The sequence below is a fragment of the Lysinibacillus cavernae genome, from assembly GCF_009724685.1.
GTDB classification, from domain to species: domain Bacteria; phylum Bacillota; class Bacilli; order Bacillales_A; family Planococcaceae; genus Lysinibacillus; species Lysinibacillus cavernae.
The window spans coordinates 355,779-368,252 of sequence record NZ_WMEF01000002.1 but is presented as its reverse complement, the minus strand read 5'-3'; the positions used below and the strand labels follow the sequence as shown (position 1 = coordinate 368,252).

The 12,474-nt window shown below is 38.0% G+C and carries 8 protein-coding genes and 1 riboswitch; of the genes, 1 reads left to right on the top strand and 7 read right to left on the bottom strand.

From position 1 onward, the window contains the following. Positions 1-3 precede the first annotated feature (3 nt). The 6 genes from GJU32_RS06310 to GJU32_RS06285 form a co-directional block, all read right to left on the bottom strand. A complete protein-coding gene (locus tag GJU32_RS06310) occupies positions 4-861 on the bottom strand; it encodes a transporter substrate-binding domain-containing protein (protein ID WP_155591088.1) in 858 nt (285 codons plus the stop codon). A gap of 119 nt (positions 862-980) precedes the next feature. Next, a riboswitch (Lysine riboswitch) is annotated at positions 981-1,167 on the bottom strand. A gap of 344 nt (positions 1,168-1,511) precedes the next feature. Then, positions 1,512-2,771 carry a 2-oxoglutarate dehydrogenase complex dihydrolipoyllysine-residue succinyltransferase gene (odhB, locus tag GJU32_RS06305; RefSeq protein ID WP_155591087.1) on the bottom strand — a complete coding sequence of 420 codons (1,260 nt, stop codon included), beginning with the start codon at positions 2,769-2,771 and terminating at the stop codon, positions 1,512-1,514. A 92-nt stretch (positions 2,772-2,863) separates the two neighbouring features. Next, complete coding sequence (locus tag GJU32_RS06300; protein WP_155591086.1) at positions 2,864-5,689, bottom strand: 2-oxoglutarate dehydrogenase E1 component; 2,826 nt, start codon at positions 5,687-5,689, stop codon at positions 2,864-2,866. Positions 5,690-5,921: 232 nt separating this feature from the next. Further along, positions 5,922-7,307, bottom strand: coding sequence for a HAMP domain-containing sensor histidine kinase (locus tag GJU32_RS06295; protein ID WP_155591085.1), 1,386 nt, complete (start codon positions 7,305-7,307; stop codon positions 5,922-5,924). Further along, positions 7,304-7,978: a response regulator transcription factor gene (locus tag GJU32_RS06290; RefSeq protein WP_155591084.1), complete on the bottom strand. Its 675-nt coding sequence runs from the start codon at positions 7,976-7,978 to the stop codon at positions 7,304-7,306. Before GJU32_RS06290 ends, GJU32_RS06295 begins: the two co-directional genes overlap by 4 nt. Before the next feature lie 112 nt (positions 7,979-8,090). After that, positions 8,091-10,118 (bottom strand): diguanylate cyclase domain-containing protein, encoded by a 2,028-nt coding sequence (locus GJU32_RS06285; protein WP_155591083.1) that lies wholly within the window; start codon positions 10,116-10,118, stop codon positions 8,091-8,093. A gap of 533 nt (positions 10,119-10,651) precedes the next feature. Between GJU32_RS06285 and GJU32_RS06280 the strand changes: the two genes are divergently transcribed. After that, positions 10,652-11,200, top strand: a complete 549-nt coding sequence (locus GJU32_RS06280) for a GNAT family N-acetyltransferase (RefSeq protein WP_155591082.1) — start codon at positions 10,652-10,654, stop codon at positions 11,198-11,200. A gap of 79 nt (positions 11,201-11,279) precedes the next feature. On the opposite strand, the gene GJU32_RS06275 is transcribed toward GJU32_RS06280, so the two are convergent. Then, positions 11,280-12,356 (bottom strand): undecaprenyldiphospho-muramoylpentapeptide beta-N-acetylglucosaminyltransferase, encoded by a 1,077-nt coding sequence (locus GJU32_RS06275; protein WP_155591081.1) that lies wholly within the window; start codon positions 12,354-12,356, stop codon positions 11,280-11,282. Positions 12,357-12,474 lie beyond the last annotated feature (118 nt).

Here is a 12,474-nt window from a genome sequence, read left to right as displayed (position 1 = left end):
TCATTATTGTGCTGCTGGTTGTTGAGAAATAGCTTCTTCCATAATTGCTTGACGATCGTCTTCCGAAATACCTTTTAGGATTTCATTAATTTTTTCACGATTTGCATCATCTTTACGTAAGCCTACAGCAATCGAAGTGTTTGAGAGATCAGTATCAAAGCCTTCTTCAAATGCTACATATGTGAACTTATCGTTCGCTGCAGCAGCGGAAATTCCTTCTGGACGTTCTGCTACATAGCCATCAATTTTGCCTGCCTCTAAAGCCACACGCATCGCTGGGAAGCTTTCCATTGCTGTTTGTTTGTCTACACCTTTAATTTGATCAATCACAGTGTAGTTCGATGTATTTAATTGTGATGTTACTTTAGCTCCTGAGAAATCTTGAATGGATTTAGCATTTTCATATTTGCTACCTTTTTTAATAACCATTACGAAATCAGAAGTATAGTAGTTTTCTGTAAAATCAATTGTTTTCTTACGTTCTTCAGTAGGTGACATACCAGCGATGATCGCATCAATTTTATTAGATTGAAGCGCTGGAACTAATCCATCCCATTCCATTTTGACAATGACTAGCTCTTTGCCTAAGCCTTCAGCAATTTTTTTCGCCATTTGTACATCATAGCCGCCTGCATACTCTGCATTATCCGCAATTTTCACTGCACCATTTGCATCATCTTGCTGTGTCCAGTTGAATGGTGGATAGCCAGCCTCCATTCCGATGCGGAATTCACCTCCGCCTTCTTCCTTGTCGGCTCCAGCATCACCTGAACCGCCATCCTTTTTGTCACTCGTGCCACATGCAGCTAGCACAATTGCCGTCATGATAGAGATCATTACTAACAACCATTTTCTTTCCATGAAAAACTCCCCTTTTCTGTAAAAAAATAAGACAACTGTACTAAAAAAGACCTAAGTTTATTGAACTTAGGTCTTACCTTTTATGACAGTTGCCCAAATCCTCACTATAATTTCCATATTTCCGAGATAGCACAACCTAGTAAATCTGGAAATCAATTTACTAGGACAGTCCTGCACTTATTCACTGCAGACCCAGCATAAAAGTACGAGCTCCTTTTATACTTCGGCGATATTTCCTTCTTCATTGCGTCTTCGCTTGCTTTAACTCAACAATGAACTAATAAATACCGCGCCTCTACCTCACTGGTAAACGTTAGTGAGGTTTGTTTATTTAATTGATATTTAGATACTACTATAAAACTAATACGTTAGTCAAGACAGTTTTAACATTTTTCTGACTAATGACAATATTAGGGTATTATGCTTTCTCTAACTAATTTAAATCGAATAATTCAGAAAAATTACCGCAAATATTTATTATGAAGCATGTATTCCCTGTGAGAAAAGTTATAATCATTCGTATTTTCACTCTAAAACGACATAACTCATGAAGTTTTTGTATATAGTATCATTGTCCAGGAAGCGCTTCTCTCACGGATTCTCAGCAACAAAAAAACCCTGCTGAACATTGTTCGCAGGGTTTAATAGCATTATGAATTTAATAATAAATCTTCAGGATTTTCGATTAATTCTTTAACTGTTTTTAAGAATCCTACAGAATCTTTTCCATCAATGATACGGTGATCGTAAGAAAGTGCTACATACATCATTGGACGGATTTGAACTTCTCCATTTACTGCAACTGGACGGTTAACAATTGAGTGCATACCTAAAATACCAGCTTGAGTACCGTTCATAATTGGTGTTGACATTAATGAACCGAATACACCACCGTTTGTGATTGTGAATGATCCACCAGCCATGTCATTTAAGCCTAATTTTTTATCACGAGCTTTTGTCGCTAAGTTAGCGATATCTTTTTCGATTTCAGCGAAATTTTTGCTGTTTGCATCGCGTACAACTGGTACTACTAAACCTTCTTCAGTTGATACAGCAATACCGATATCAAAGAATTTATTTAAATGAATTTCATCGCCAGCGATTTGAGCGTTTACGTATGGGTATTTTTTCAGCGCTGCAACAACAGCTTTTGTGAAGAATGACATGAAACCAAGTTTGATGTCGTTTGCTTTCACAAACTCTTCTTGTTTACGTTTACGAAGTGCCATGATATTTGTCATGTCAATTTCGTTGAATGTTGTTAGCATTGCTGTTGATTGTTTAACTTCTAATAAACGTTTTGCAATTGTTTGACGACGACGGCTCATTTTTTCAATTGTTACACGGTCAGAATTAGCTGCTGGTGTGAATACTACTGGGCCACCTGATGTTGCTACTGATGTAGGTGCTGCTACAGGTGCTACAGCTGGTGCTGTACCATGTGCTGTTACATCTTGTACACGTACGCGACCTTGTGGATCTACTGGAGAAACCGCTGCAAGGTCAATACCTTTTTCACGTGCAAGACGACGTGCTGCTGGAGATGCGATTACTCGCTCACCAGAAGTTTCTTCAACTACCGGAGCTGCTGCAACTGGTGCAGGTGCTGCTTGTGGCGCTGCTGGAGCTGGAGCTGCTTCAGCTGGAGCCGCCGCTGGTGCAGGTGCTGCACCTTCGCCTGCTTCTACTACTGCGATAACTTGACCAACTAGTACAGTATCGCCTTCTTCAGCTAAAATTTGTGTTAATACACCTGCTTCTTCAGAAATGATCTCAGCGTTTACTTTATCTGTTTCAAGTTCAACGATGAATTCACCTTTTTCAACGCGATCGCCCACTTTTTTTACCCACTGTGCGATACTACCTTCTGTAATCGATTCTGCTAATTCAGGGACTTTAATTTCAGCCACTTTCATTTCCTCCTTTGATTAACGTGCATGACGCACATAAAAGGGCTACTGCTTATGGGCAAGTAGCCCGGTTTTCAAAAAATCATATGTGATTATTTAACCTTTACTGACTCAGCAACTGCTTCTTCAATAAGTGCTGCTTGTGCTGCTTTATGAGAATCTGCATCCCCTTCTGAAGTTGAGCTCATTGCAGGACGACCTACATAGCGTAGCTTTTTACCTTCTGAAAGTTCATGTAATGTTTCTAATGCATAATTCCATGAGCCTTGGTTTTTAGGTTCTTCTTGTACCCAAACGATTTCTTTCGCATTAGGATACTTAGCAATAATACCAGCAACTTGCTCTTTTGGGAATGGGTAAAGTTGTTCTACACGAATAATGTGTACGTGATCGAAACCTTCTCCGTCTTTCACACGTTCTGCTAAGTCGATCATCACTTTACCTGTACCTAAAACGATACGCTCTACAGCTTCTGGTTTTGCACCTAATCCTGGTTGTTCAATCACTTCTTGGAATGAACCGTTTGCTAATTGCTCAGCGTTAGCTGCAGCTAATGGGTGACGTAATAGTGATTTTGGTGATACGACTACAAGTGGACGTACCCCTTCTGTGCCCAATAATGCTGCTTGGCGGCGTAATAAGTGGTAGTAGTTACCTGCGTTTGAACAGTTTGCTACAAACCAGTTATTTTCTGCTGACATTTGTAAATAGCGTTCCATACGGCTTGAAGAGTGCTCTGGACCTTGCCCTTCATAACCATGTGGTAAGAGGATAACCATGCCTGATTTTTGACCCCATTTAGAGCGTGCCCCTGAAATAAAGTTATCAAACATTACTTGTGCCATATTGGCAAAGTCACCAAATTGCGCTTCCCAAACAGTTAACACATGACCATTTTCTAGGTTGTAACCATATTCAAAGCCTACTACCCCTGCTTCAGTCAGTGGTGAGTTGTGCACTGTAAATGATGCGCTCGCACCAGAAATATGGTGAAGTGGTGTAAAGACATTGCCATTGTTTTTATCATGTAGTACTAAGTGACGTTGAGAGAATGTACCACGTTGTGCATCTTGACCTGTAAATCGCACTGGTGTGCCGTCTTGGATAATTGTTGCATAAGCTAATGTTTCCGCATGACCCCAGTCTACTTTTGCAGACACATAGGCATCACGACGTTTTTCTAAAATTTTACCAAGCTTTTTCTGAGGTTCGAAGTTTGATTCAAACACTAAAAGCTCTTCATTGATTTTTTCTAAACGTTCCACACCAACTGCTGTGTCAATTTGTGGAAACTCTACTTTTAATTCTGCTGGCATTTCTAAATGATGATGATCATCTTTATCTGCCATTTCTTTAACATGATCGTAGGCCGCTTGCATTTCTGCATAGATAGCTGTATCTAATGCAGCTACATCATCAGCAGATACAAGACCTTCTGCCACTAATTGCGTACCGTATAACGTACGTACTGTGTCATGTTTAGCTACTAATTTATATGTTTCTGGGTTTGTCACTGTTGGGTCATCTGTTTCGTTATGACCATGACGACGGTAACCAACTAAGTCCACAATAATATCTTTACCGAAAGTTTGACGGTAGTTAGCTGCAAAACGACCAACTAGTGCTACTGCCTCCGGGCTATCTGCATTGACATGAACTACTGGTACTTCATAACCTTTTGCTGGGTCAGAAGAGTACACAGAAGAACGAGAATCATAATGTTCTGTTGTGAAACCAATCATATTGTTCGCGATAATGTGGATTGTACCGCCCGTTGTAAAGCCTTCTGTTTTAGCGAAGTTTAAAACTTCCGTTACGATACCTTGCCCTGGGAATGCCGCATCACCATGCACAAGAATACCTAAGCCTTTAGTACGATCAAATACAGCTTGCCCTGGCTTAGACGTATCATCTTGAGTTGCACGAGTAGCCCCTAATACAACTGGATTTCCTACTTCTAAGTGAGATGGGTTGTAAGCAAGTTTAACGTTCATACCTGTTTCACGGTTGTAAGAAGCACCCATGTGGTATTTCACATCACCTGTCCAACCTTTTGTAATTTCTAGACGGCCATGCTCTGGCATAAATAATTCATTTGAAACATGTGCAAAGTCAGAGAACATCATGTCATAAGGTTTATTTAAAATGTGTGTTAAGACATTTAAGCGACCACGGTGAGCCATACCAATACGTACTTTTTCCACATTTTTTGCTTCTGCCGTTTTAATGATTTCATCAAATAGAACGATTTGCGTATCTAAGCCCTCACCAGAGAAACGCTTTTGCCCTACAAAAGTTTTATGAATAAATTTCTCGAAATTTTCAACGCGAGTTAAACGATCTAATAAGGCTTTCTTCTCATCAGAAGATAATGCATGTTTAAATGAACCTGATTCGATTTGCGCTTGAATCCAATCACGTTCTTCTGTTGCTACTACGTGACCATATTCAAATGCTACTTTATCTGTATAAACAGCTTTTAAATAGTCAATTGCATCCTTACCATTTTTCACGTTTGCTGGCACATCTTTGAAGAAGATTGCTGCAGGAATTTCAGCTAAATCTGCAGCGCTTAAGTTGAACGCGCTTTCTTCAATTTGAGCTGTTTGTAGTTCACGGTTTTTCAGAGGATAAATATCTGCCGCTAAATGACCGTTTGAACGGATTGCGTCTGCTAACTTAACAGCGGCTAACACTTTTTTGTAATCGCCAGCAGGAGCCGCTGCTGTATGACTAGCTACAGCTACTTCACCTTCTACTACTACTGGTGCACCAAATTGTTGGAATAAAGAAACTAACTCCGGTTCTACTTCTTCAGGAGACTGTAAGAATAAGTCGTATTGCTCCATCACATATCCTAAGTTAGGACCAGAGAAAGCTGACCATGGAGAACTTACAGTTGTAACGTTGTTCGACATGAAAAATGACCTCCAAATTTTGCCATACGGCAGTTCCATTAATTAAATTGCAATTAATTATATAATATTTAGCCGTTCTTTAAAAGAATGTTTCACACTACTTTTCCATATTTTAAAGAACGTTTTTTCCATCTCAATCTTACTACTCTTCACAAAAAATACAACTCTTTTTAGCAAATTAAGCAATTTTTTTCGCAAAGAATAGAATAATGAAATAAAGCGTGAATTTTTCTTAATATTTTAGCGGTATTTTCAACGAGAAAACGGTTCCACTATTAACCTCACTCTTGACTTCTACTGATGAATTGTATTTTTCAAGTAACATCTTCGAAATGCTAAGCCCTAAGCCTGTTCCACCAATTTGACGATTTCTCGCTTCATCTACTCGATAAAAACGATCAAAGATAAACGGGATATGTTCTTCTTTTATTCCTATACCATTATCTGTAATTTCTAAACATGCATTATTGCCAATAGTTGAAATAGAAATTTGAATCTCAGGAACTTTTTCACAATAACGAATTGCATTCTCTATTATATTACGAACGATTTGACTTAGTGCATTTTCGGTGATAAATAAAGGACCGATTTCACCATTTTTCGACAGCAAAATTCGCGCTTGTGGATGCACAAGCTTCATTTCATCCATCACTGCTTCGATTACCGCTAGTCCATTTGCTTCACTAGTATGATCCTTCTCCTCACGCCGTGCTAGCTCTAATAATTCTTCAATCATTTTGCGCATACGGGCGATTTCCGTTAAAGAAGTATCAATGGATTCTTCTAAAATGGCTGGATCATTTTTACCCCATCTTTTTAATAGAGAAAGATGTCCTTCAATTGCTTGAATGGGTGTTCGCAGCTCATGGGAAGCATCTGCCACAAATTGTTGCTGTTGGGCAAAGGAAATTTGCAACTCATTCATCATTGCATTGTACATATTCAACAAATCACCAATCTCATCGCGTGATGGATACGTTAGCTGTATAGGCTCATTAAATCCTTGATCCATCACTGTTTTCATGGATGATCGCAATTCACGTAGTGGCTTCATTAAATAATTTGCAAGATAATAGCCAATGGAACCTGATAACACCAATGCCCCTAGACCCGCAATGAGCATCGCAGTCAGTAAATAATGCATGAGCGATTGAAAACTAGTTAATGGATGAATCACTTGGATATACCCTTGAAAAAAGGCTATCTGTATTGGCTCATTAATGACCAACACGTTCTGCTTATGAATAGTCATTTCCACAATTTCTTGCATGGGGCTAAGAGGTGCTGCAGCCGAAGTATCATTAATACGCAAGATATCAATACCATCTGCATTAAATATTCTGACCGTTTCATCGCGATCAGCAATTGATTTAAGCAAACCCGTATTTTGTTTAATTTGCTGTATCGTAATATTAGGACCTTGAGATTCTAAAAAGGAAATGATATCGTCGCTTGTACGTTTGACCTTACTTTCCTCATCGTTTAAGAGCCAAGTATGCAGTGAAATATAAACGACAAGGCAAATAATCGTAAAGCTAATAAAGATCACACTACTTGATGTGAGCATCCATTTTTTTTGCAAAGATTGATGGCGTAAATAATCTTTTAACTTGTTCATTCACGCATCACATACCCAACACCACGAACGGTTTCAATATAAGCATTCATATCACCTGGGAGTTTCGTGCGTAAATGTCTTACATACACATCAACCACATTGGTCTCAATATCTGTATCATATCCCCAAACTGACGTTAAAATATGCTCACGCGTGCATACTCTATTTTTGTGCTCAATTAATAGTTTCAGTAAGTCATATTCTGTCTTTGTTAAGTCCAGTTTATTCCCTTGGACGAAAACTTCATAGGCTGCTACATCTATTTCGATATCACGTAAACATAAGAAGTCACTGTTTGTAGGCTCTGGTGTCACTCGGCGTAAAATTGTTCGTATTCTCGCCAGTAGTTCTTCAATAGCAAAAGGTTTGACGATATAGTCATCTGCTCCTGCATCCAAGCCCGCTACACGGTCCATTACTGCATCTCTAGCCGTTAATAAAATAATCGGAACTTGTGACTGTGTCCGTATGCGCCGACATATTTCAATCCCATTAATGCCTGGTAGCATCACGTCCAGTAATAGTACATCAAAATTTTCAGTTGTTGCCATTGCTAGTCCCTCGCGACCATCAAAGGCGGTTTTCACCTCATAGCCCTCATGCTGTAGCTCTAGTTCGACAAAACGCGCAATATGCTTTTCATCTTCTACCAACAATATCTTCTTAGGCATATTATCACCTTCTATTCCAAAATACGAAGTAGGATTTTTACCCCTTATGGTTATAGCATAACATCAAATAAAAAGTCTGTCTCACAAGTAAATACTTGTAGACAGACTTTTTTTAGTGTGTTCCCGAAATGGAGAGGTTATTTTTTCCTGATTCTTTTGATTTATATAAAGCTCGGTCAGCTAAATACAGTAAATCATCCAATGTTTGTGCATGATCTGGATAATAGGCAATGCCTATAGAGGCCGTTGGAGTAAAGTGATGATCCTCAATCATCCAGCCTGCTGCTAATTCATCACGGATTCGACGAATAATATGCATGATTTGGTCATGTCTTTTTTCTATATCTCTCGTTAAACCTGTTAAGATGACGATAAACTCGTCGCCACCTATACGAATAACCATGTCATGACTTCGGACCGTTTTGTTCAAAGCATTACCAAATCGCTGAATAAAAGCATCACCTGTGTCATGCCCAAAGCAATCATTTACTTCCTTAAAATCATCACCATCTAGATAAAGCATAGCCACACAGGTCTGATTCTCAGTTGCTTCTGCCAATATTTTAGGAAATTCCTTTTGTAAATAACGGCGATTGGGTAACTGTGTTAATGCATCATGATAAGCAAGATACAGCAAATCATTTTCCCTTTCTTTACGATGGGTAATTTCACGAGACACCATCATGATCTGGGAAACCTTTTCACGCTCAGGATCATGTACAACTGTGACATTGCCCTCAGTCCAAATCGGTGTACCATCCTTCGCCTTAAGCAATAGTTCAAACTGTGTATCCGTTTGACCCGTATAATTGTTTAAAAATGTTTGCCATTCACTTTTACTTTCTCTATCAACGATATCACTGTAAAATTGTCCTTGTAGCTCTACTTTTTCATACCCTAAATAAAGTTCATAGGATGGTGAAGCATAAATAATGATGCCATCCTCATTCGTAATCACAATTAAATCATTCGTATTTTCAGTAATTAAACGAAAAGTACGTTCAATATTTTTTAATTCTGTGAACATTCTTTTCTTATCTGTAATATCATAGTTAATGGTTAATATTTGTTCAATTTGACCAAATTCATTTTTTAAAGGCACAATGGTTGCCTCCACCCAATAATCGGCATGATATTTCGTTCGATAGCAAAGCTCCCCTCGCCATATCCCCGTTGTATCCAGCTTACCTTCGATTAATTGAAAAAAATTTTGCGCATGGAACCGTGGTTCAATCAATGCATATGGCTGACCAATTAATTCATCTGCGGTGTAGCCAGAAGCCTGTAAAAACATGTCACTCACTTCAGTAATAATGCCTTCAAGATCTAACACAGTAATTGCCGTAGCTGAATTTAATGCAGACTTAAAAACCTCTAGCCCGTGCGACTTCGAACGCAGCTCTGCTTTTTGTAAAGTAAATTGTGTAAAATCTTGCATGATAAGAAATATGGCAAAAGAATTATCATCCTGCATCACAGGTGATAATGATAACAAATACATGCGTTCCTGCTGGTCCAAAGTATACAATTTTACAACCTTTTCACCAACGTATTCTCCTCTTGCTGCTTTTTGTAAACAAATGTTAATATGTTCAACTTCTTCTTTTGGAATAATGGGTAGATCAATAAACATTTTTTGTTTGACGGTTTCATTATCTAATTGGAAGTCTTCCATAAAGCTTGAATTCACTTCGTAAATCATGCCTTCAGCAGATAAAATGACCGTTGAGAAAAAAGCATGATCGAACATAGAGCGCATAAATAAAAATTTATCTTCAATACTGCGATCATAAAGAATTTCCTTCGTGATGGCTAAAATATAGTTTTCATTATTATATATCAATGGCCTGACGGACGTTTCGTATTTACGAACCTCCGACTGAACATATGCATAATCTACATAGTCAACCTGATTATGTTCGCTAATTGCCTGATGATATTTTTCCTGAATGTTCGAAAAATTACGTATTGAGGTAACGGTCGAAATCATTTTTCCAATTGCATCCTTCGATAACAGATCTCGAGCTGCTTGGTTTAAGCGAATATATTGATAATCGTCCCCTACTTTTTTCATGAGAAAAACAAAATCTTTGCCAATAAATAATGTATTAAAAAAATCTTCGCTTAAAAGATACTCCATGCTGTCACCTCCAGAAAAGCTATTGCAATCATGCTATATATGTATGTTTATATATATTTAAAATAATACTACTATTATAACATAAAAACAAAAAATACCCTTTCTTGAATTGTATAAATTATATCCTTTTTAGGATATATTTTGTTATATTACCTATTCAAACAAAATTTAAGTAATACTAAAGAAATAGAAAAAAGATTAATATTTGATAAAAATGATAGGATTGGCTTAATACTAAAAAACAACAATTTCATTGATAACTTCCTTTCTTTTGTCAGAATTTACTGACTATTAAACTCAGATTTTGTTTTTTACGAGCAAAATGATTGCATCAAACAGCTTCTGTGTTATATTATATTTAAAAAACTAGCCTTTTTTCGGTATGGTCGAAATCAGTAAGACAGCGGGAGATTATGGAATATCATAGTTATAACGTCTAGTTCTTTGGGTTTTAATTCCAGTACGAATTTTAGTTTTCTTCTTTATGCTTCAACGGAATTGTTTTAACTACCCTAGTAAAGGAGGCGTTTCGTATGCTTAAACATCGAGACCTGCATGAATGTACAGAGCTTTATGAGCTATTATCACACCCTTCTGTATTCCCTTTTGTCCGTCAAAAAGCCACATCCGCTGATGAATATTGGTTTATGACAAAACAACTGATTGAAGAGGAAGCGAGAGGACTCGCTATCTCGAGGACCATAACTGATGATTGGGGTCAACCAATCGGCACCATTAGTATTCACGATGTTGAGGACGGTGCAGGCTTTTTAGGAACGTGGATTGGACTCCCTTACCAAGGTAAAGGTTATAATCAAAAAGCAAAAATGCTTTTTTTGAACGAGTTATTTTTTGAATATAATTTCCATACGGTATTTCTCCGTATTCGTGTTGAAAATATAAAATCACAGCGTGCTGCCTTAAAGTTACCTTATGTGATGAGTGCCAATGACAGTCATCCAACTTTATTAGAACAGGTTAATAGCGGCAAGGCACAATTTAATTTATTTAAAATTCCAAAAGATTTATTCTACCTAACAACAGCCTATCAAATGCAAGAAGGCGAAGAACAAGCAATGTAATGCTATATAAAAGAAGAAGCTATAAGGTTGGGTCATCAATGACTCGCCTAATAGCTTCTTTTCTTTTTTCAAAAAGCACTTATTTTTTATAGTGTAAAATTAATGATGCCATTTCGTCTGGTGTTTTAGGTTTTTGCGTTTTCGCCATCGTCTCCACCATTTCTGCTTTACGCTCTGTAAGTGTATGAACCGACTTCATAAAAGATTCCTTTGTTAGCTCTTCTTCTTGTAGCACTTCAGCATAGCCTTGTTTTTTAAACAATTTGGCATTTAAAATTTGATCCCCACGGCTTTTTTGCGCAGATAGCGGCACTAATAGCATCGGCTTGTGAAGCGCTAAAAATTCAAAGATTGAGTTAGAACCTGCTCTTGACACGATAAAATCTGCTGCATGTAATAAATCAGGTAACTCCGTTGTCACATACTCAAATTGCTTGTAGCCCGGCATCTCCGCTAGTGCTTGATCGTAGTTCCCTTTCCCGCATAAATGGATGATGTAAAATTGCTTTAAGAGCTCTGGTAAATTTTTGCGTAGTGCATCATTCAGGACAACTGAGCCTAAACTTCCTCCCATGACAAGCAACACAGGTTTTAATGTCGTGAAGCCACAGAAAGATAATCCTTTTGCTCTATCTCCATCAAACAACTCTGGACGTATAATGGAACCCGTGCATGTCGCCTTTTCTTGTGGTAAATGTTTCAGCGTTTCTTCAAAAATCGTGAAAACATGAGAGGCAAAAGGCAAGGCAATTTTGTTAGCAAGGCCAGGCGTGACATCGGACTCATGAATTACGACTGGAACACCAGCAAGTTTCGCTGCCATGACAACAGGTACAGAAACGAAGCCACCCTTTGAAAAGATAACTTGTGGCTTCACTTTTTTTATAATACGAAAAGCTTGCATCATTCCAGCAAGCACTTTAAATGGGTCTGTAAAATTTTTCATTGAAAAATAACGACGCAATTTACCACTCGCAATGCCATAAAACGGAACATTGGGGAACGCCTCGCCAATTAATTCTTTTTCAATACCATGTTCTGAGCCAATATAGTGGACATCATAACCAAGTTCTAGTAAAGACGGGAGTATCGCTTGATTTAACGATACATGGCCTGCTGTCCCACCACCGGTTAAAATGATTGTTTGTTGTTTCACACAAATTCTCCTATTCCTTAAAAACCATTGTAGTTAGCACTACTTTTTTTGTTTACAGTGTTCTATTTTACTATATGCTGACGAAAAGATATAGATGAAGCATTAAAATTTCAGCTTT